Here is a 20,339-nt window from a genome sequence, read left to right on the forward strand (position 1 = left end):
GCAGGATATTTGGCCGATCTTGCACATAACATTTCAACAATGGACAGATATACTGGCTTCGCTGCTGCATCCCTACAACAATAAATGGGAGACATGTATGTACAAAGCCATCGGCGCACTCGCGCTGTGCGGCCTGCTATCCGCCTGCTACAAGACTACGCCTTCAATGCCGGCGCCAGCGTCGGCCGCAGACCTCGCGTTCCAGAAGCAACTCCAGGAACAACTGCTCGACGCCAAGCCCGGCTCGGTGATCGAGATCCCGGCCGGCAAACACATGTTTACCAGCGGGCTGCAATTGCGCGCCGACGGCGTGACCATACGCGGGGCCGGGATGGACAAGACCATCCTCTCCTTCAAGCCGCAGATAACGGGCCCTGAGGGCTTGCTGGTCTACGGCAACAACTTCACCATCGAAGGCCTGACCATCGAGGACTCCAAGGGCGATGGGCTGAAGATCAATGACGGCGACCATATTACGATCCGCAACGTGAAGGTGCAGTGGACCGGCGGCTCCAGGGTCACCAATGGCGCTTACGGCATCTATCCGGTCAAGACCAGGAATGTGCTGATCGATAACTGCGTGGCGATCGCCGCATCGGACGCGGGCATCTACGTCGGCCAATCGCAGAACGTGGTGGTGCGCAATTCCCGCGCCGAAGCCAACGTGGCCGGCATCGAAATCGAAAACACCATCAATGCCGACGTCTACGACAACCTGGCCACCCATAATACCGGCGGCATCCTGGTATTCAACATGCCGAACCTGCAGCAGCCTGGCCACAGCACGCGCGTGTTCAGGAACAAGGTCATGGAAAACAACCTGGGCAACTTCGCCGCCAAAGGCACGGCGGTGGCCAGCGTGCCGGCCGGTTCGGGCGTGGTGATCAACTCGAATTCGAAGGTGGAGATCTTCGACAATGAAATCACCGACAACCGGACTGCCAACGTGATCATCTCCAGCTACCACTCGACCGGTTACTTCACCGAGAAAGGCGTGGCCAAGGACTACGACCCGTATCCGAAGGCGATCTACGTCTACGGCAACCGTTTCAAGGGTGGCGGCGATGCGCCCGATGGCCTGGACCTGAAAGCGTTGAAGGTGGCGATGTATGGCCTGTCCGGGCACCTGCCTGATGTGCTGTGGGATGGCTACTCCGACAATGCGCTGGCAAAGAACGGCGTCATGCCTGCCGAAGCGCGAATCTGCGTGCAGGACGGCGTCGAAGTGCTGAACGCCGATGGTCCCAACAAGTACAAGAACCCGAAGGCCGATTCGGCCCCGCACCGCTGCCAGCTCGCCAAGCTGCCGCCGGTCACCATTCCTCAACTCAGCTCGCAATCCTGATGAAGCTTGCCGTCCCTGCTTTCCGCCCGCTGCGGGCGGTCGGCATGGCGGCGTGCGCGCTCGTTCTCGCATCCTGCGCACGCAGCCCTGCCCCGCCTGCCGAACCCGTGAACTTCGTTGCCGAAGGCCGGCCTGAAAAACTGAGCGAATGGCGCCTGATGGCCGCCAGCGAGGGCCGCCTGGTGCTGAACAAGGAAGTGCTGCCCTACACCCTGAACACGCCGCTGTTCAGCGACTACGCCCACAAGCTGCGCACGGTGTGGATGCCAAAGGGCGTGTCGGCCGCCTACAGGCCCGATACCGCTTTCGACTTCCCGGTCGGAACCATCATCAGCAAGACCTTCTACTATCCGCGCGACGGCAGCAGCCCGGCCGTCCTGGCGACCGACGACAACGGGACCGACAGCGCGCTCGACCTGGCCAAGTTGCGGCTGATGGAAACGCGCCTGCTGGTGCGGCGCGAAGCGGGCTGGATCGCCCTGCCCTATGTCTGGAACGAAGCGCAGACCGAGGCCGAATTGAAACGCACCGGCGACCAGATCCCGATGGAACTGGTGTCCGCCCAGGGCCGCCGGAAATTCACCTACGTGGTGCCGAACGTGAACCAGTGCGCGTCCTGCCACGTGGCCGATCTGAAGAGCAGGAAGTTCGAGCCGCTCGGCCTGAAAGCGCGCCACGTCAACCTGGACGGGCAGTTGGAAAAGATGGTGCAGGCTGGCTACCTGCAAGGCGTGCCGGCGCCCGCCGAGGTGCCGCACAACGTTGACTGGCGCGACAAGAGCGCCTCGATCGACGCCCGCGCCCGCGCTTACCTCGACATCAACTGCGCCCACTGCCACAACAACAAGGGCACGGCCAACACCACCGCCCTGCACCTCGAGATCGGTGCCCCGGCCAACCAGCACCTGGGCCTGTGCAAGCCGCCCGTCGCAGCAGGCGCCGGCACCGGCGGCAATGCTTTCGGCATCAATCCAGGCAAACCGGACGATTCGATCTTCGTGTTCCGCCTGAAGTCGACTGAAACCGGCGTAATGATGCCGGAACTGGGTCGCACCACTTCACACCGCGAAGGGGTTGAACTGATACGCGAATGGATCGCATCGATGAAGGAAAGCTGCAACCAACAATAAAAGGGAGACCACATGAAGCTGCGCAAGAAAGTCCTGTCGTCCAGCATTGCCAGCGCCCTGCTCGCCAGCAGCGCCAGCGCCATGGCCGCCGATCCGGCGCCGAAGGAAGAAACCCATGTGGTGGTCGTCACCGCGCAGAACCGCACGCAGCAGGCCCAGGACGTGCCGATTGCGCTGCAGATCATCGGCGCCGACCAGATCGACAAGCTGGCAGCTCCCAGCCTGGCCGAAATGAACGGCTATATTCCCGGCCTGTCGGTCAACGCCGAGCAGGCGACCCAGCCCTCGCTGTCGCTGCGCGGCATCGGCACCGGCGATTTCGGCATCGGCACCGATGCCCCGGTCGGCATGTACATCGATGGCGTCTACGCCGGCAAGACCGGCGGCGCGATCATGAACTTCAACGATGTGCAGCGCATCGAGGTGCTGAAAGGCCCGCAAGGCACCCTGTTCGGCCGCAACAGCGCCGCTGGCGCCATCTCGGTCGTGACGCGCGAGCCGGGCCGCGACAACGAGCTGGAAGCGCGCCTGCGCTACGGCCGCTTCCACACGCGCAATGTGGAGCTGCTGGCCAATACCCCGCTCGGCGACACCACGGCGCTGCGCATCACCGCCGTGCACCACGGCACCGACGGCTGGCTGAAAGATGCGGCCACCGGCGAAAAGCTGCAGCACGGCACCGATAACGGCGTGCGCGCCACCCTGCGCTGGGACGCTCCGGCGCGCGCCAAGGTGCTGCTGTCGGTGGAGGCCGAAAAGCTCGACCACATGGCACGCCCCGCCATCGGCCTGGTGGCCGGCGTGCCGGCGGTGCCGGCCGATCCATCCTCCTACCTCGACCCGCGCACGGCGCCGGTGTACAACGACGCCATGAATAATGGCGAAACGCGCGACTTCCGCGGCAGCACCCTGCGCATCGAAGTGCCGCTGGGCTGGGCCACCTTCAATTCCACCACCGGCTACCGCCGCTTCGATTCGCGCAACCGGCAGGACAACGACGGCACCAACCTGGCCACGCATTACGTCGATACTGAAAACGCGGAACGCAACCGGAGCTGGCAGCAGGAATTCCGCCTGTCCGGCAACACCGGCATGGCGGACTGGGTAACGGGCCTGAGCTTCTTCCACGAGAAAGCGAAGCAGACCAGCCAGGTCAATACCAACACCAATACCCTCGACACCATCTTCGGCAACGTGGCCAGCTTCCCTGTTTTCAGCCTGCTGGAAGGCGCGGCGGCAGCGGTGGACATTCCGGCCGGACTGCTAGGCAACAGCTGGCAGGAGAACATGCATGTTGAGGGCCGCTACAAGGCCAGCGCGATTTACGGCGACGTGATCTGGCACCTGGCGCCAAAGCTGAACCTGACCACCGGCGTGCGCTATACGCGGGACGACAAGCGCTTCAGCTGGTATAGCCCGCCGCGCACGGCGGCCGGCCTGGACGACAGCATCACGCGCCTGCAAAACCTCGGCTTCTTCGATGCACTGGTCGGCATGGGCGCCCTCACCCCGGAACAGTTGATGATGGCGCTGGGCGCCATGACCCAGAACATCGAATTCACCAGCGCCGGCGCGGCCACGGCGCCGCTGTCCAAAAAGAACAAGTGGAACGACACCAGCCCGCGTGCGGTGCTCGACTACAAGCTCAATGACGACATGATGGTCTACGGCTCCATTGCCAAGGGATACCAGGCCGGCGGTTTCAACGCGCTGCAGGTCAACGCCACCTACGATCCGGAAAAGGTCTGGAATGCCGAAATTGGCATGAAAAACTACTACCGCAAGTACAAGCTGCTGGTGAACGCCTCGCTGTACAAATACAAATTCAGCAACCTGCAGTCGCTGGCCCTGGTGAATAACGGTTCCTCCATCCCGACCTACCAGGTCACCAGCAGCGACCAGGAAGCGCACGGCCTGGACTTCGACATGCGCTGGCAGCCGGTGCGCGACCTGCGCCTGAACATGAGCACCGCCTATATCGACCAGACCTACAAGACCTTCACCACCAGCGACGGCATCAATCTCGATGGCCAGCCGGTGGGCACGCCGAAATGGACGACCGCGCTCGGCGCCGATTACTGGGTGCGCGATGTGGCTGGCGGAGACCTGAACTTCACACTGCAGCACGCCTATACCAGCGCCACCCGCTGCAATGCCGATGCGTTGCAGGGGGCCTGCCTGACCACGCCGCGCTTCCGCGTCGGCGGCGCCACCCAGCGCACCGATTTGCGCGCCGGCTACGAGGCGGCCAGCCATAAGTGGGCGGTGGCGCTGTTTGCCAACAACCTGTTCGACAAACGCTATGTGACCAGCATCGGCAACATGACCACCGGCCTGCTTGGCACGCCATATGCCATGGTCAATTCGCCGCGACAGGTCGGCGTCGAACTGCGCGTGAACATGTGACGAATTATAGTAAAATCAACCCCTTAGCCAAAACTTTTATGTTGCAATGTTCGTCCCCGCCAAGAGTTCTCCCGCCAATCCGGAGCGGCCCGCGCAGCATGACGGGCCAGGGGACTTTTTATCCCGGCGGCTCGATGGCCTGAACCAACAGGCGGACAGCCTGCAAACCTGGCGCAACAACCTGCTGAACGGCTTGTGCGCCGTGGCGTTTTTCCTTGGCCTGCTGGTAGCGGTGCCCAGCGTCGTCGGCAGCATGCAGATGAACCAATGGCCGCTGATCGTGAGCGATATCGTCGCCCTGGCTTGCGTGGGCGCGCTGTATTTCTGTCGTTCCGTCTCCTTCCGTTTCCGCGCACTGGCTTTCCTGGCTATCAGCTACCTGCTCGCTGTGGTGCAGCTCTTTTCCGTCGGGCCGCTGGTCCAGCCCTACCTGCTCGCCGTGCCGATCCTGTGCACCGTGCTGCTCGGCATGCGCCCTGCCATGGCAGCCCTGCTCTGGTGCAGCGCGACCCTGTTCACCGTAGGTTATTTTGGCGGCATCGACCCGGGCCTGAACAAGCTCTTTGTCAGCCTGCTGATGCACTGGTCGCTGGTTTCACTGAATTTCACGCTGGTGGCAGCGGTGCTGGTAGTGTCCTGCGCCTACCTGCTGCATGGCCTGGAAGGTGCGCTGGAGCGGCAGCGCGCAGTACAGCAAACGCTGGAAAAGCAGGTCGCCACCTTGCAGGCACGCGAGCTGGAACTGCGCGAATCGACAGCCGCGCGCAAGGCTGCGGAAGAATCGAACGAGCAGAAGTCGGAATTCCTGGCCATGATCAGCCACGAAGTACGCACCCCGCTGGGCGGCGTGATCGGCATGCTGCAGCTTGCCAAGAAAGACAGCGGCTTGTCAGCAGAGACGCGCAACAAGCTGCGCATCGGCCTGGGCAACGCCGAAGTGCTGCTGCACATTATTAACGACATTCTCGATTTCTCGCGCCTGGAAGCGGGCAAGATGCCGTTCGAAAGCATCGACTTCGATTTGCCGGCCCTGTTGCGCGACGTGGTGGCGCTGCTGGCCGATCGTGCCGAAACCAAGGGCATTTCGCTGGTAGCGGAGATTGACCCTGCCCTGCCGCGCTGGTGGCGCGGCGATCCGGTGCGGCTGCGGCAGGTGGTGATGAACCTGGTGGGCAATGGCGTCAAGTTCACCGAACGCGGCGAAGTACGCATGACTGCCGGCGTGGCGCGCAACGGCGGCATTATGCTGGCCGTCAGCGATACCGGCATCGGCATTGAGCCGGATGCGATTTCCCGCCTGTTCCGCAAATTCGAGCAGGCCAATGCCGCAACGTCGCGCAAATACGGGGGCGCCGGCCTGGGCCTGGCAATCTGCAAGAATATTGTCGACGCCATGGCGGGCACGATAGAAGTGCGTAGTGAACGCGGCGCCGGCAGCGTGTTTGAAGTGCGGCTGCCGCTGCAAGCCGGACAGCCCGCAGCAGAGCGGGTACTGGAAAAACGCGCGCCGCACGCGATGCGCCTGCAGGTCCTGTGCGCGGAAGATGGCAGCACCAACCAGATCATCCTGCGCGAGCTGCTGGACGAAATGGGCCACGCGGTGACCATCGCGGAAGACGGCGCCGCGGCACTTGCGCGCCTGGCGGAGCGCGACTTCGACCTGGTGATCATGGACAGCCGCATGCCGCGCATGGACGGTATCGCTGCCCTGCGCCTGCTGCGTGCCGGCGCGGCCGGCGTGCGCCAGCCTGCAATTCCGGTGATTGCATTGACCGCCAATGCGGCAGCCGAGGAACGCGAGCGCTTCATGGAAGCCGGGGCAAATGGCTTCCTGCCCAAGCCGATCGATGAAACCAACCTGCACGCCGAAATCGGCCGCCATGCCGGCTTGCTGCTGCAGTCGCCGCGCCGGGCCGAACTTGACGCCATGTTCGGAACCGGGGATAGCGCCGTGCCGCCAGCGGCCACCCGCGCCTTGAGCCCTGCTGCTTGCGCTGCCTTCATGCAGGAAGGCCCGCGTCAGCTTGCCGCTATCCGGCAAGGCATCCAATGTGCGGACATGCAGGCCATCAGCCTGAACGCCCATAGCCTGCAAGGCAGTGCCGGCCTGTTCGGCGCACGCGAACTCAGTGCCCTGTGCGGCTTGGTCGAAACGCTGGCCGAAACCGGCATGATCGAACGCATCCCGCCGCTGCTTACCGAAGTGGAATGCGAGCTGTCGGCGCTGCTGGCCGAACTGGCACTGCTCAAAAGCTGTAAAAATTCAGCAGCAACCGCTCCTGCGGCACATAGTCGCGCATCTTGAAGCGCAAAGTGCGGTCGCCAATGCGCTCCGGCTTGCCGGGGAAGCATAGCGAGACCACGTCCTGCGGGTTTTCCTTGATGATATCGAGCGTGAAGTCGCCAATGCTGCCTTTCCAGTTGCGCCCCGTGCCCAGGATGTATTCGACGTCGTTGAGGTAGATGTAGCCTGATTCGGCGCCTTCCTTCGCCTTCTGGCGCGCCTTGTTCACCACCGTTTTCATGCCCTCGTCCAGGCAGGCACGGTCCAGCTCACCCTTGGACGAGACCGGCACGCTTTCCGCCGAAGGCGGCCTGCTGTTGTCGTAGGTGCCGATAATGCGGCCGGCAAAGGGGCGGTAGGAATGCGTGACGACGACTTCCTTCCCCGGCGGGAAGACCTGGTTCCAGTATGCCGTTTCCGCTACCCTCCATCGCGGCATCCTTTCATAGCTGGCGCCCATCGCGTGCAAGCGCGCCACGATCGGCTCCGGCAGCGTCATGCCTTCGGTACCAAGGGCTGCGCCGAAAGTGCGGAAAATCTGGTCTTCACCCAAGCCGGCCTGGCGCAACAGGGCAGTGATGTCGCGCCCATCCAGCAAGGCCTTGCGCTCCGCGCGCACCACGGCCGGCTTGCCATCGACGTGCGCCAGGAAGCTCTCGACCGGACCGATATTGCGCCAGGTCGCATCCTGCTCTGGATCCCAATGGAATTCGGGCATGGGGAAGGCAACCACGGTTTCGATGGTGTGCGAACTCTCGTTGCGGAAGCGGTATTCCACCTCGATGCGCTTGACGGAAATGCTCAGGTGCTCGCTGACCATGCGGATATCGCCGCTCTTTTGCAGCACCAGGCCACCCGCCCCGACACGGGCCGTCGAGTCGTTGGCTTGTGCCAGCGGCACAGCCACGGCCAGCGCGGCCACCACGGCCAAGATTGTCCTGCGCATATCCTGCTCCATTCCAGTATCAAAGAAGCAAGGATGATATGTCTTGTGCCACGCCGGGTCCACTGGCCCGGCGAGCCAAGCACATGGCCTGGCAAGCCAGATGCGCGCCCGGCGCTTCAGCCGGCGGCCCCGAGTTGCTCACCGAGTTCCTTGCCGCGCGCGGCGGCAGCCTTGACGGCGCCGATGATGGCAGCCTTGACGCCGCTCGCTTCCATGCTGGTCAGCGCCGCATAGGTGGTGCCGCCTTTCGACGTCACCTTGTCGCGCAACACCGGCACCGGGTCGGTGGACTGAACAGCCAGTTGTGCCGCGCCAGTGAAGGTGGCCATGGCCAGGGCCTTGCCCTGCTCCGCAGTCAGGCCCAGCTCCTCGGCCGCCTGCTGCATCGCCTCGATGAAATAGAACACATAGGCCGGGCCGCTGCCGGACACCGCGGTCACGGCATCGATCTTTGCCTCATCGTCCAGCCACACCGTGGCGCCCACCGCGCGCATGATCTGGTCGGCCGCCTCGCGCTGCTGGGCGCTGACGCCGGACGAAGCCACCATGCCGGTCACGCCCATGCCGATCAGGGCCGGCGTGTTCGGCATGGTGCGCACGATGGCATGGTAGCCGTCCAGCCAGCGCGACAGGTCGGCGGCGCGGATGCCGGCCGCAATCGACAGCAGCAGCGGCGACCGGCCGGCCGCCTGTGCCGCCTGCAGCAGCGGCAGCAGTTGCCGCGTCACTTCGTGCATGACCTGCGGCTTTACCGCCAGCACCAGCACTTCGGCCGCCGCCACCGGCTCGCCTGCTGCCGCGGCCACGGTCACGCCGAAATCCTGGCGCAGCTTTTCCAGCGAGGCCGGATTCGGGTCGACCACGTGGATATTCGCGCCAGGCGTCAGCTTGCCGGCCAGGCCGGCGATCAGCGCGGCAGCCATATTGCCGCCGCCGATAAATGCAATCTTCATCACGTCATCCTTTGTTGTAGTCGCGGGCGCCGAAAATGGCGCTGCCGACGCGCACGATGGTCGCGCCCTCATGAATGGCAGCGCGCATGTCGGCCGACATGCCCATCGACAGCGTGTCGAGCGCAATGCCCTCGGCACGCAATTGATCGTAGAGTTCACGCAGCACGCGGAAGGCTGCGCACTGCTTGTCGAAATCGTCTTCCGGCTCGGGGATGGACATCAGGCCGCGCAAGACAAGACGCGGCAAGGCGGCCACGGTACGGGCCAGCGCTGCTGCGTCGGCGGGCAGGATGCCACTTTTGCTGGCCTCCCCGCTGGTATTGACCTGGATGCACACCTGCATCGGATGCAGGCCTTCGGGGCGCTGCTCGCTCAGGCGCTGCGCGATCTTCTCGCGTTCAATCGTGTGCACCCAATCGAAATTTTCGGCTATAAGACGCGTCTTATTGCTCTGGATTGGTCCAATAAAATGCCATTCCAACGGCGTGCAGCCGCGCATTTTCGCCAATTCGTGGATTTTGTCCACGCCTTCCTGCACATAGTTTTCACCAAAAGCGCGCTGCCCCGCCAGCACCGCCTCGAAAACTGCCTGTGCCGGGAAGGTCTTGGAGACGGCCAGGAGCTGCACTTCGTTGGGCGCGCGCCGCGCTTCGCGTGCGGCAACGTTAATTGCTTCAGTAACAACTTGCAAGTTGTGGGCTATTGTGGACATAATCGAATGAGACAGGGCCAAGCTTTTTTGGCTATTGAAAAAGCACAGGGATTATAAATGGACATTTCCGAACTTCTCGCATTCTCCGTCAAGAACAAGGCATCCGACTTGCACCTGTCAGCAGGCTTGCCGCCGATGATCCGCGTGCACGGCGACGTGCGCCGCATCAACCTGCCGCCGCTGGAGCACAAGGACGTGCACGGCATGATCTATGACATCATGAACGACGGCCAGCGCAAGGCATACGAAGAGATGCTGGAATGCGACTTCTCGTTCGCCATTCCGGGCCTGGCGCGTTTCCGCGTCAACGCCTACAACCAGGAGCGCGGCGCCGCAGCCGTGCTGCGTACCATTCCTTCCAAGATCCTGTCTCTGGAAGAACTGAATGCACCGCGCATCTTCGCCGAATTCGCACTGAAGCCGCGCGGCCTGGTGCTGGTGACCGGTCCGACCGGCTCCGGCAAATCGACCACGCTGGCCGCGATGATCAACCACCTCAACGAAAACGAGTATGGCCACATCCTGACCATCGAGGACCCGATCGAATTCGTGCACGAATCGAAAAAGTGCCTGATCAACCAGCGCGAAGTGGGCCCGCACACGCTGTCGTTCAACAACGCGCTGCGCTCGGCGCTGCGGGAAGACCCGGACGCGATCCTGGTGGGTGAGCTGCGTGACCTGGAAACCATCCGCCTGGCGCTGTCGGCGGCGGAAACCGGCCACCTGGTGTTCGGCACCCTGCACACCTCCTCGGCCGCGAAAACCATCGACCGTATCATCGACGTGTTCCCGGCGGAAGAAAAGGAAATGGTGCGCGCCATGTTGTCCGAATCGCTGCAGGCCGTCATTTCCCAGACCCTGCTGAAGACCAAGGACGGTTCCGGCCGCGTTGCCGCGCACGAGATCATGATCGGCACCCCGGCAATCCGTAACCTGATCCGCGAAGCCAAGATCGCCCAGATGTACTCGTCGATCCAGACCGGCAACAACGTCGGCATGCAGACGCTGGACCAGAACCTGACGGACCTGATCCGTCGCAACATGATCTCCCCGGCCGCAGCGCGCGCGGCGGCCAAGATCCCAGACAACTTCCCAGGCTAATCATGGAACGCGACCAGGCTTCAAAATTCATGTTCGACTTGCTGCGCCTGATGGTCAGCAAGAAGGGCTCCGACTTATTCATCACTTCCGGCTTCCCGCCGGCCATCAAGATCGACGGCAAAATGACGCCGGTGTCGGCGCAGGCGCTGACGCCGGCCCACACCGCCGACCTGGCCCGTTCGATCATGAACGACAAGCAGACCGCTTCCTTCGAACAGACCAAGGAAGCCAACTTCGCGATCAGCCCCGGCGACCTGGGGCGTTTCCGTGTCTCGGCCTTCGTGCAAATGAGCTCCGTGGGCATGGTGCTGCGTACCATTAACAGCACCATCCCCGAGTTTGACGACCTGGGCCTGCCGCCGGTGCTGAAGGAAGTGATCATGTCCAAGCGCGGCCTGGTGATCATGGTGGGCGCAACCGGTTCCGGTAAATCGACTTCGCTGGCGGCCATGGTCGGCCATCGCAACGAAAACAGCCACGGCCACATCATCACGATTGAAGACCCGGTCGAATTCGTGCATCCGCACCGCAACTGCATCATCACCCAGCGTGAAGTCGGCGTCGATACCGAAGACTGGGAAGTAGCGCTGAAGAACACCCTGCGCCAGGCGCCGGACGTGATCCAGATCGGCGAGATCCGCGACCGCCAGACCATGGACCACGCGATTGCCTTCGCAGAAACCGGCCACCTGTGCCTGGCCACCCTGCACGCCAACAGCTCCAACCAGGCGCTGGACCGTATCATCAACTTCTTCCCCGAAGAACGCCGCCAGCAGTTGCTGATGGACTTGTCGCTCAACCTGAAGGGCATGATCTCGCAGCGCCTGATCCCGAAAAAGGATGCCAAGGGCCGCGCCGTGGCGGTGGAAATCATGCTGAATTCCCCGCTGATCGCAGACCTGATCTTCAAGGGCCAGGTGCACGAGATCAAGGACCTGATGAAACGCTCGCGCGAGCTGGGCATGCAAACCTTCGACCAGGCGCTGTTCGACCTGTACGAAGCCGGCCAGATCACCTATGAAGATGCGCTGCGCAACGCGGACTCCGTCAACGACCTGCGCCTGGCCATCAAGCTGGAATCGAAGGACGCGCGCACGCGCGACCTGGCGGCCGGTACCGAGCACCTGGGGATCATCTGATGACCACGGTTTACGACTTCAGCGCCGACAGCCTGTCGGGCGAACAGGTGGACCTGCAGCAGTACCGGGGCAAGGTGCTGCTGATCGTAAACACCGCCAGCAAATGCGGCTTCACGCCGCAGTACGAGGGGCTGGAGCAGCTGCACAAGGAGTTCGCCGGCCAGCCCTTCGAGGTGCTGAGCTTCCCCTGCAACCAGTTCGGCCAGCAGGAGCCCGGCAACGCGCAGGAAATCGGCGCCTTCTGCGAAAAGAACTACGGTGTCACCTTCCCGGTGTTCGCCAAGATCGAAGTCAATGGCGACAATGCGCATCCGCTATACCAGCATTTGAAAAAGAATGCACCGGGCATCCTCGGCACGGAAGGCATCAAGTGGAACTTCACCAAATTCCTGATCCGCAAGGACGGCAGCATCCACGACCGCTATGCGCCGACCACCAAACCTGCCGACCTGGCAGACGAAATCAGGAAGCTGATAGCGCAATAAGAGGGGAGCGCCGTCATGGGCGAGATCAAGCACTACTTGATCCAGCTATTCTCACCGCCTGCTGACCCGGCGCTACTCACTTACGGGATTTATTCTCCTTCGCTGGTTATCCTGTCGGTCCTGGTGGCGAGTTTTTCGTCCGCCATGGGCTTGCAGATGGCCGGCCAGGCGGCGCGCAGCAGCAAGCGCATGCTGCGCCTGGCTGCGCTGGTGACCGGCAGCCTGGCCCTGGGCAGCGGCGTGTGGGCCATGCATTTCATCGGCATGCTGGCTTTTAACCTGTGCACGCCGGTTTCCTACGATCCCTCCGTCACCCTGGCGTCGATGTTGCCCAGCATCGCAGCATCCACCGTCGCCCTGTCGCTGCTTAGCCGCCATCGCATCGGCTTGCGCAGCCTGCTGGTGGGCGGGGTGCTGGTCGGCGCGGGCATCGGCGCCATGCACTACACCGGCATGGCTGCCATGCGCTCGGCGCTGCAGTTGCGCTATGACCCATGGATGTTCGGCCTGTCGATCGTGGTCGCCATTGCGCTGGCCACCCTGGCGCTGTGGGTGCGCTTCGGCTTGCAGGGACTGCAGGGCGTGCGCAGCCGGCTGGGCGAGACCGGCACCGTGGCCCTGGCTGGGCTGATCATGGGCTGCGCCATCTCCGGCATGCACTACACCGGCATGGCCGCGGCACGCTTTGTCGGGCGGGTACCGGTCGACCCGGCCAGCGGCATTGCCAATGCCGGCTTCCTGGCACTGGCCGTGACCCTGACCACGGCGCTGCTGACGGCATTGGTGGTGTTCGCCAACGGCATGCTGCGCTACCGCGCGCTGTTCCACCATGTGAGCGACCTGGAACAAGCCCTGCGCGCCAGCGAAGAGCAATTGCGATCGCTGGTCGCCAATATCCCGGGCATTACCTTCCGCTGCCGCAACGCGCCCGGTTGGCCGCTGGTGTTCGTCAGCGATGCCATCGAAACCATGACCGGCTATCCCGCCGCCGATTTCCTCGGCGATCCGCCCAAACGCCTGTTTGGGGAGCTGGTGCACCCGGACGACTTGCCGGCCGTCCAGCAAGGCGGCCGCAGTGCAATCGAACAGCGCCGCGCCTTCACGCTGGAATACCGCATCATCCATCGCGACGGCAGCATCCACTGGTTCTGGGGCAACGGCAACGTGGTGCTGGGCCCCACCGGCGAAGTCGAACTGCTGGACGGGGTGGTGCTCGACATCAGCAACCGCCGCCTGATGGAGCAGGACCTGCGCATCGCCAAGGAGCGTGCCGAGGGCGCGGCCGCGGCCCGCGCCGCCTTCCTGGCCAATATGAGCCACGAGATCCGCACGCCGATGAATTCCATCCTCGGCTTCACCGACGTGCTGCTGCATGGCGAACTGACTGCCGTGCAGCGGCGCCACCTCGACACTGTGCGCAACGCCGGCCGTTCCCTGCTGCGCCTGCTGAACGCCATCCTCGACACAGCCAAGCTGGATAAGGGCGCGGTGGAACTCGAACTGCACGATTTCAGCCTGCTGGCACTGAGCGATGAATTGTCCTCGACCATGGGCAACGCGGCCAAGGCCAAGGGCTTGTCGATGTCGCTGCACTACGACCCTGCCCTGCCGAACTGGATCCACGGCGACGAACTGCGCGTGCGGCAAGTGCTGACCAACCTGCTGGACAATGCGATCAAGTTCACCAGCCAGGGGGGCGTAGCGCTGGCGGCCAGCGCCGAGCGTGAGGGCGAGCGGCGCATGGTGCATTTCGCCGTCAGCGATAGCGGCATCGGTATTGCGTCCGACCGCATGGCAGCCATCTTCGAGCCCTTCGTGCAGGCCGACGCGTCGATGAACCGCCGTTTTGGCGGCACCGGCCTGGGCACCACCATCTGCAAGCAGTTGGTGGAGCTGATGGGCGGCCGCCTGTGGGCAGAGAGCACGCCTGGCCAGGGCAGCACCTTCCACGTCATGCTGCCGCTGCTGGCGGCACGCGACGAAGCCGTGCGCAGCGCCGTCGCACCAACCTTGCTGCCGCCGATGCATATCCTGGCGGCCGACGACGTGCCGCAGAACCTGGAAGTACTGATGCTGTTGCTGGCCAAGCTAGGCCATACCGTGACCGGCGCCAGCGACGGCGCCATGGCGGCGCAACTGGCGTCGGAGGCGCAATTCGACGCCATCCTGATGGACGTGCAGATGCCGGGCATGGACGGGCTGGAAGCCACGCGCCGCATCCGCGCCGACGAGGCGGCCACCGGCCGCAAGCGCACACCGGTCATCGCCATGACCGCCAGCGTGCTGGAACGCGACCGCGACGCCACGCGCGAGGCGGGCATGGACGGTTTCACCACCAAGCCGGTCGATATAGCGGTGCTGACGCAGGAGCTGGCGCGGGTGCTGGGCATGCCGGCCGGCGCGCCGCAACTGGCGCCGGCCGCCGTTACGGCGCGTGGCCTGGTGTTGAATGCGGAAAAAGGCCTGTCACGCTGGGCCGGCCAGCGCGAAGCCTACCAGCGCGCGTTGCGCCGCTTTGCCCAGGACTATGAAAATGCCGAGAGTGAGCTCCGGTTCGCGGCCTCGGCCGGCCAGCATGCTGCCTGCGCAGCCCTGGCCCACCGGCTGCGTGGCGCCGCCGCCAACCTCGGCATGGAACAATTGGCCGATGCGCTGTGGCGCCTGGAGAGCGGACTGCAGGCGCAGGACGCGCGGCCAGCGCTGCCGGAATTACTGGAACAGGCAGCGCAGCGCCTGGCGGACGCGCTTGCGGCAGTGTGGGCGCAGGATGACTTCCCCACCGACACCGCCAGCCAGGCCGCGGCCGTCCCGGCGGCGCCGCCTGACCTGGAGCGCATTCAGGCGGTGGCTAACGCCATGCTGCATTCGCTGGAGCGCGGCAGCTTCGAGCAGCAGGAACTGGCCGCGCTGTCAGGCGTACTGCGCGGCTGCGTCGCCGATAACCGGCTGCAGGAATTGCAGCGCGCACTCGACGACTTTGACTTCGCGGCCGCACGCGACGCCCTGCAAACGCTGCTCGACGAATGCCTGGACATGCAAAGGAAAACGCCATGACCCGACAAGCCACCGTGCTTGCCGTCGACGACGAATCGACCAACCTGCAGCTCTTGCGCCAGATCCTGCAGGACCAGTACCGCCTGCTGTTTGCCAAGGATGGCGCGCGGGCGATCGAACTGGCGGTCAACGAAAAGCCGGACCTGATCCTGCTTGACGTGATGATGCCCGAGATGACGGGCCTGGACGTTTGCCGGGTGCTGAAAGCCAACCCCGCCACCAGCAGCATTCCCGTGATTTTCGTAACCGCCCTGACCGATTCGACCGACGAAGTGGACGGCTTCGAAGCAGGCGCCGTGGACTTCATCAGCAAGCCGGTCAGCCCGGCCGTGGTCAAGGCCCGCGTCAAGCTGCACCTGTCCATGGTGCGCATGGAAGAACTGCGCGCCAGCCGCCTGGCCATCGTGCAGCGGCTTGGCCTGGCGGCCGAATACAAGGACAACGAAACCGGCCTGCACGTGATCCGCATGAGCCATTATGCCCGCCTGCTTGGCAGCGCTGCCGGCTTCGACGAGCAGGAAGCCGACGACTTGTTCATTGCGGCGCCGATGCACGATATCGGCAAGATCGGCATCCCGGACAGCATCCTGCAGAAGCCGGGCCGCCTGACGCCGGAAGAATACGTGATCATGCAGTCCCACCCCGGCATTGGCGCCCACATCATCGGCCAGCACGAAGGCGGCATGCTGGCGATGGCGCACGACGTGGCGCTGTCGCACCATGAAAAATGGGACGGCAGCGGCTACCCCAACCGCCTGGCCGGCGAAGACATCCCGCTGGCAGGCCGAATAGTCGCCGTGGCCGACGTCTTCGATGCACTCACGTCCGTGCGGCCCTACAAGGCGGCATGGCAGCTGGGCGATGCCTGCGCCTGGATGAAGGACCAGCGCGGCCGGCACTTCGAACCGCGCCTGGTGGACCTGTTTCTCGACCAGTTGCCCGAAGTGACGCGCATCATGGACAAGTGGGCCGAGCGCTGACGCTAGCCAAGCAAGGCGCGGTCGACCAGTTCGATCCAGTGTTCGACCGGGGTTTGCGTGCCGGACTGCAGGTGGCCGATGCAGCCGATATTGGCCGATACGATGCGCTCGGCGCCGGTATCGGCCAGGTTGGCAAGCTTGCGGTCGCGCAGTTGTTGCGCCAATTCCGGCTGCAGCAGCGAATAGGTGCCCGCGGAACCGCAGCACAGGTGGGCGTCGCGGCACAGCTTCACTTGCACGCCGATCGCGCGCAGCAGGCCTTCGACCTTGCCGCGAATCTGTTGGCCATGCTGCAGCGTGCACGGCGGATGCCAGGCGATTGCCGCCCCGCCGCCGCTCTCGCCGCCAGCCCGGCGCGCGCCGGCGCGCTGCGCCAGTTCAGCCTCGAATGCCGGCAGGATTTCACTCAAGTCGCGCGTCATGCCGGAAATGCGCGCGGCCTTGGCAGCGTAGGCGCTGTCGTGCGCCAGCAAATGGCCGTACTCCTTGACCGTTACGCCGCAGCCGGATGCAGTCATCACGATCGCCTCCGCCTGCTCCACATACGGCCACCAGGCATCGATATTGCGCCGCATGTCGTCAAGCGCCGCATCCTGGTCATTCAAGTGGAAGCGCAGGGCGCCGCAGCAGCCCGCGCCGGGCGCGGCAAACAACTGCACGCCCAGGGCATCGAGCACGCGCGCCGTGGCCGCGTTGATATTGGGCGCCAGGCCGGGCTGCACGCAGCCATCCAGCACCAGCATCTTGCGCGCGTGCTCGCGCGTTGGCCACGCCGTTGCGGAACCACGCAGCGGCAGCTTGTCCTGCAAAGGCTTACTGAGCAAAGGCTTGAGCAACTGCCCCGCGCGCAAGGCAGGCTCGAACAGCCAGCGGCGCGGCAAGGCTTCCTTCAGCACATAGCGCTTGATGCGCTCCGGCAGCTTGCGCGGCACCCGTTGCTCCACCACCTTGCGGCCGATGTCGGCCAGCCGTCCATACCTGACGCCGGACGGACAGGTGCTTTCGCAGTTGCGGCAAGACAGGCAGCGGTCCAGGTGAAGCTGGGTGCTGGCCGTCACCGGCGCACCTTCCAGTACCTGCTTGATCAGGTAGATGCGGCCGCGCGGACCATCCAGTTCGTCGCCCAACAACTGGTATGTCGGGCACGTCGCAGTGCAAAAGCCGCAATGTACGCAGGCGCGCAGGATCGCTTCTGCTTCGTCGCCGTCGGACGTGCCCTTGATGAAATCTGCCAGGTTCGTTTGCATGTCAGTACATGCGGCCGCGGTTGAAAATGCCCGCCGGGTCGAAGGCGGCTTTCAGGCGTTCGTGGATGCGTGCGACAGCCGGCGCCAAGGGATGGAACGCCCCTGCGCCTGCGCCAAGGTCTTCGCTCTCCACGCGGTAGCGCGTGGCGTGTCCACCTGCCGCCGCCGTAACGCGCCGGATATCGCCGGCGACGCCGCTGTCAACGCGCAGCCAGCGCTGCGCACCACCCCACTCGATCAACTGCTCGCCGCGCATGACCAGGGCACTGGCGGTGGCCGGTACGGACAGGCGCCACAACTCCGCCGCTCCCGCCTCCGCACTCGCGAAGAAGTCGCAGCGCTGGTCGCGCAAGGCGGCCCAGAAAGCCTCTCCATCGGCCAGCGCATCGCCGCCCATGCCGCCTTGTGCCGCCCGGACTGCCGCCTGGGCGCCGGACAGCCGCACAGTCAGCACCCCGGCGTGCCAGCAGGTGCCCGACACCGGCAGCGGCCGCCCCGCCCACTCGTTCATCATGCGCAAGGCCTTGACTTCGTCCACTTCGAAACGGATGCTGGCCTCGCAGAAAGGCACCGGCAGCACTTTCAGCGACACCCGGGTAATCAGGCCCAGCGTTCCCAGTGAGCCGGCCAGCAGCCGGGACACGTCATAACCCGCCACATTCTTCATCACCTGGCCACCGAAGGACAACAACTCGCCACGCCCGTCCATCAGTTGCGCCCCCAGCACGAAGTCGCGCAATGCCCCTGCCGTCGCACGGCGCGGGCCGGACAAGCCGCTGGCCACCACGCCGCCGATGGTCGACCCGGCGCCAAAGCGCGGCGGCTCGAACGCCAGCATCTGCCCATGCTGCGCCAGCAGGGCCTCGATTTGCGCCAGCGGCGTGCCGCAGCGTGCCGTTACGACCAGCTCCGTCGGCTCATAATCGACCACGCCCGCATAAGCGCGCGTATCGAATACATCGCCGACCACATTCTGGCCATACCAGTCCTTGGTGCCCCCGCCGCGCAGCAGCAACCGCGTGCCGTCGGCACTGGCCGTTTGAATGCGGGTTTGGAATTGTTCGAGGATGGCATCCATGTCAGAACCTCGGCAAGCCGGCATGCGGCAAGCGCCCCGCGCGCACATGCATCTTGCCGAATTCCGCGCAGCGGTTCAGCGTTGGAATGGCCTTGTTCGGGTTCAGCAGCGACAAGGGATCGAACGCCTGTTTCACCGCAAGGAATGCCGCCAGTTCGGCATCGCTGAACTGCGCGCACATGGAGTCGATCTTTTCGATGCCCACGCCATGCTCGCCGGTGATGGTGCCTCCCACTTCCACGCACAAAGCCAGGATCTCGGCGCCGAAAGCTTCCGCGCGCTGTAGTTCGTCCGGCTGGTTGGCATCGAACAGGATCAGCGGATGCAGGTTGCCGTCGCCGGCATGGAACACGTTGGCGCAGCGCAGGCCATACTTCGCCGCCATCTGCTCGATGCCCATCAGCACCCGCGCCAGTTGCTTGCGCGGGATGGTGCCGTCCATGCAATAGTAGTCGGGCGAAATGCGCCCCGCTGCCGGGAAGGCATTCTTGCGGCCGGACCAGAACTTCAGCCGCTCCGCTTCGCTGCTCGAAACCAGCACAGCGCTGGCGCCGGCCGCTTGCAGCACGGCGGTCATGCGGGCAATCTCTTCTTCGACTTCGTCGACCGTACCGTCAGCCTCGCACAACAGGATAGCCGCCGCATCGGTGTCGTAGCCGGCCCGCACAAAAGGCTCCACCATGCGCGAGGACGTGCGGTCCATCATCTCCAGCCCCGCCGGGATGATGCCGGCCGCGATCACGTCGGCCACAGCGCTGCAGCTCGCAGACACTTCGTTGAAGGACGCCATGATGACGCGCGCACTGGCGGGCTTGGGCACCAGCTTGACCGTGACCTCGGTGACGATACCCAGCATGCCTTCGGAGCCTACAAAGGCGGCCAGCAGGTCCAGGCCTGGCGCATCGAGCGCTTCGCTGCCCAGTTCCACCACGTCGCCTTCGATGGTTGCCATGCGCACGCGCAGCACGTTGTGCACGGTCAGGCCGTACTTCAGGCAATGCACGCCGCCAGAATTCTCCGCTACATTGCCGCCGATGGTGCAGGCGATCTGCGACGAAGGATCGGGGGCGTAATACAGGCCATGGGGTTCGGCTGCTTCAGAGATGGCAAGGTTGCGCACCCCCGGCTGCACCACCGCCGTGCGCGAACAGGCATCCATGCGCACGATCTGGTTCATGCGTGCGGTGGACAGCACCAGTCCTTCAGCCATCGGCATGGCGCCGCCGGACAGGCCAGTGCCCGCGCCGCGCGGCACGACCGGCACATTGAATTCGCGGCAGATTTTCAGCACCGCCACCACCTGCGCCTCGTCAGCCGGCAAGGCAACGGCCATGGGAAGCTGGCGATAGGCCGACAGGCCGTCGCATTCGTAAGGACGGGTGTCCTCCTGTTCGGACAGCACGCTCGATGGCGGCAGTGCCGCGCGCAGAGCGGCAACGAAGGCTGTGCTGTTTTTCATTGATCCATTGTAAGTTCAAA

Annotated in this window: 15 protein-coding genes; 9 read left to right on the plus strand and 6 right to left on the minus strand. The window is 64.3% G+C overall.

From position 1 onward, the window contains the following. The first annotated feature begins 97 nt into the window (after positions 1-97). From ASD58_RS15205 to ASD58_RS15220, 4 genes are read left to right on the plus strand one after another with little or no spacing between them, the layout of a single operon-like run. On the plus strand, positions 98-1,345 hold the full coding sequence (locus ASD58_RS15205) for a parallel beta-helix domain-containing protein (RefSeq protein WP_057261988.1): 1,248 nt from the start codon (positions 98-100) through the stop codon (positions 1,343-1,345). Beyond that, on the plus strand, positions 1,345-2,475 hold the full coding sequence (locus tag ASD58_RS15210) for an SO2930 family diheme c-type cytochrome (RefSeq protein ID WP_229209990.1): 1,131 nt from the start codon (positions 1,345-1,347) through the stop codon (positions 2,473-2,475). Before ASD58_RS15205 ends, ASD58_RS15210 begins: the two co-directional genes overlap by 1 nt. Before the next feature lie 12 nt (positions 2,476-2,487). After that, the gene (locus ASD58_RS15215; protein WP_057261989.1) at positions 2,488-4,881 is read left to right on the plus strand and encodes a TonB-dependent receptor; all 2,394 of its coding nucleotides are present in this window, start codon (positions 2,488-2,490) and stop codon (positions 4,879-4,881) included. Positions 4,882-4,927: 46 nt separating this feature from the next. Next, on the plus strand, positions 4,928-7,186 hold the full coding sequence (locus ASD58_RS15220; RefSeq protein WP_057261990.1) for an ATP-binding protein: 2,259 nt from the start codon (positions 4,928-4,930) through the stop codon (positions 7,184-7,186). On the opposite strand, the gene ASD58_RS15225 is transcribed toward ASD58_RS15220, so the two are convergent. The 3 genes from ASD58_RS15225 to ASD58_RS15235 all read right to left on the minus strand — a co-directional run bounded on the left by ASD58_RS15225 (position 7,128) and on the right by ASD58_RS15235 (position 9,776). Continuing rightward, positions 7,128-8,111 (minus strand): DUF4424 family protein, encoded by a 984-nt coding sequence (locus tag ASD58_RS15225; protein WP_162253018.1) that lies wholly within the window; start codon positions 8,109-8,111, stop codon positions 7,128-7,130. The two genes, ASD58_RS15220 and ASD58_RS15225, sit on opposite strands and share 59 nt — an antisense overlap. A 116-nt stretch (positions 8,112-8,227) precedes the next feature. Then, positions 8,228-9,064, minus strand: a complete 837-nt coding sequence (gene proC / locus ASD58_RS15230) for a pyrroline-5-carboxylate reductase (protein ID WP_057261992.1) — start codon at positions 9,062-9,064, stop codon at positions 8,228-8,230. 4 nt (positions 9,065-9,068) lie between these two features. Beyond that, positions 9,069-9,776 carry a YggS family pyridoxal phosphate-dependent enzyme gene (locus ASD58_RS15235; protein WP_057261993.1) on the minus strand — a complete coding sequence of 236 codons (708 nt, stop codon included), beginning with the start codon at positions 9,774-9,776 and terminating at the stop codon, positions 9,069-9,071. Positions 9,777-9,833: 57 nt separating this feature from the next. Between ASD58_RS15235 and ASD58_RS15240 the strand changes: the two genes are divergently transcribed. From ASD58_RS15240 to ASD58_RS15260, 5 genes are read left to right on the plus strand one after another with little or no spacing between them, the layout of a single operon-like run. Further along, a complete protein-coding gene (locus ASD58_RS15240) occupies positions 9,834-10,877 on the plus strand; it encodes a type IV pilus twitching motility protein PilT (RefSeq protein ID WP_057261994.1) in 1,044 nt (347 codons plus the stop codon). A 2-nt stretch (positions 10,878-10,879) separates the two neighbouring features. After that, positions 10,880-12,016, plus strand: coding sequence for a PilT/PilU family type 4a pilus ATPase (locus ASD58_RS15245; RefSeq protein ID WP_057261995.1), 1,137 nt, complete (start codon positions 10,880-10,882; stop codon positions 12,014-12,016). Further along, positions 12,016-12,501, plus strand: a complete 486-nt coding sequence (locus ASD58_RS15250) for a glutathione peroxidase (protein ID WP_057261996.1) — start codon at positions 12,016-12,018, stop codon at positions 12,499-12,501. The genes ASD58_RS15245 and ASD58_RS15250 overlap by 1 nt, the downstream gene beginning before the upstream one ends. Before the next feature lie 15 nt (positions 12,502-12,516). Further along, positions 12,517-15,555, plus strand: a complete 3,039-nt coding sequence (locus ASD58_RS15255; protein ID WP_057261997.1) for an MHYT domain-containing protein — start codon at positions 12,517-12,519, stop codon at positions 15,553-15,555. Continuing rightward, a complete protein-coding gene (locus ASD58_RS15260; RefSeq protein ID WP_057261998.1) occupies positions 15,552-16,535 on the plus strand; it encodes an HD domain-containing phosphohydrolase in 984 nt (327 codons plus the stop codon). Before ASD58_RS15255 ends, ASD58_RS15260 begins: the two co-directional genes overlap by 4 nt. A 2-nt stretch (positions 16,536-16,537) precedes the next feature. Here the strand turns inward: ASD58_RS15260 and glcF are convergent, their stop codons facing one another. From glcF to ASD58_RS15275, 3 genes are read right to left on the minus strand one after another with little or no spacing between them, the layout of a single operon-like run. Continuing rightward, entirely contained in the window at positions 16,538-17,782 is a 1,245-nt protein-coding gene (gene glcF / locus ASD58_RS15265) for a glycolate oxidase subunit GlcF (RefSeq protein WP_057261999.1), read from the minus strand. Between the two features lies 1 nt (position 17,783). Continuing rightward, on the minus strand, positions 17,784-18,860 hold the full coding sequence (gene glcE, locus ASD58_RS15270) for a glycolate oxidase subunit GlcE (protein WP_057262000.1): 1,077 nt from the start codon (positions 18,858-18,860) through the stop codon (positions 17,784-17,786). A 1-nt stretch (position 18,861) separates the two neighbouring features. Then, positions 18,862-20,319: an FAD-linked oxidase C-terminal domain-containing protein gene (locus ASD58_RS15275; RefSeq protein ID WP_057262001.1), complete on the minus strand. Its 1,458-nt coding sequence runs from the start codon at positions 20,317-20,319 to the stop codon at positions 18,862-18,864. Between the last annotated feature and the right edge of the window lie 20 nt (positions 20,320-20,339).

Origin of the sequence: Duganella sp. Root1480D1, assembly GCF_001427305.1 — a bacterium.
In the GTDB taxonomy this organism is placed as follows: Bacteria; Pseudomonadota; Gammaproteobacteria; order Burkholderiales; family Burkholderiaceae_D; genus Rugamonas.

What these genes read in the sequence shown, in the direction of transcription:
- ASD58_RS15205 (WP_057261988.1), top strand. Translation starts at nt 98, where the DNA reads ATGTACAAAGCCATCGGCGCACTCGCGCTGTGCGGCCTGCTATCCGCC.
- ASD58_RS15210 (WP_229209990.1), top strand. Translation starts at nt 1,345, where the DNA reads ATGAAGCTTGCCGTCCCTGCTTTCCGCCCGCTGCGGGCGGTCGGCATG.
- ASD58_RS15215 (WP_057261989.1), top strand. Translation starts at nt 2,488, where the DNA reads ATGAAGCTGCGCAAGAAAGTCCTGTCGTCCAGCATTGCCAGCGCCCTG.
- ASD58_RS15220 (WP_057261990.1), top strand. Translation starts at nt 4,928, where the DNA reads ATGTTCGTCCCCGCCAAGAGTTCTCCCGCCAATCCGGAGCGGCCCGCG.
- ASD58_RS15225 (WP_162253018.1), bottom strand. Translation starts at nt 8,111, where the DNA reads ATGCGCAGGACAATCTTGGCCGTGGTGGCCGCGCTGGCCGTGGCTGTG.
- proC (WP_057261992.1), bottom strand. Translation starts at nt 9,064, where the DNA reads ATGAAGATTGCATTTATCGGCGGCGGCAATATGGCTGCCGCGCTGATC.
- ASD58_RS15235 (WP_057261993.1), bottom strand. Translation starts at nt 9,776, where the DNA reads ATGTCCACAATAGCCCACAACTTGCAAGTTGTTACTGAAGCAATTAAC.
- ASD58_RS15240 (WP_057261994.1), top strand. Translation starts at nt 9,834, where the DNA reads ATGGACATTTCCGAACTTCTCGCATTCTCCGTCAAGAACAAGGCATCC.
- ASD58_RS15245 (WP_057261995.1), top strand. Translation starts at nt 10,880, where the DNA reads ATGGAACGCGACCAGGCTTCAAAATTCATGTTCGACTTGCTGCGCCTG.
- ASD58_RS15250 (WP_057261996.1), top strand. Translation starts at nt 12,016, where the DNA reads ATGACCACGGTTTACGACTTCAGCGCCGACAGCCTGTCGGGCGAACAG.
- ASD58_RS15255 (WP_057261997.1), top strand. Translation starts at nt 12,517, where the DNA reads ATGGGCGAGATCAAGCACTACTTGATCCAGCTATTCTCACCGCCTGCT.
- ASD58_RS15260 (WP_057261998.1), top strand. Translation starts at nt 15,552, where the DNA reads ATGACCCGACAAGCCACCGTGCTTGCCGTCGACGACGAATCGACCAAC.
- glcF (WP_057261999.1), bottom strand. Translation starts at nt 17,782, where the DNA reads ATGCAAACGAACCTGGCAGATTTCATCAAGGGCACGTCCGACGGCGAC.
- glcE (WP_057262000.1), bottom strand. Translation starts at nt 18,860, where the DNA reads ATGGATGCCATCCTCGAACAATTCCAAACCCGCATTCAAACGGCCAGT.
- ASD58_RS15275 (WP_057262001.1), bottom strand. Translation starts at nt 20,319, where the DNA reads ATGAAAAACAGCACAGCCTTCGTTGCCGCTCTGCGCGCGGCACTGCCG.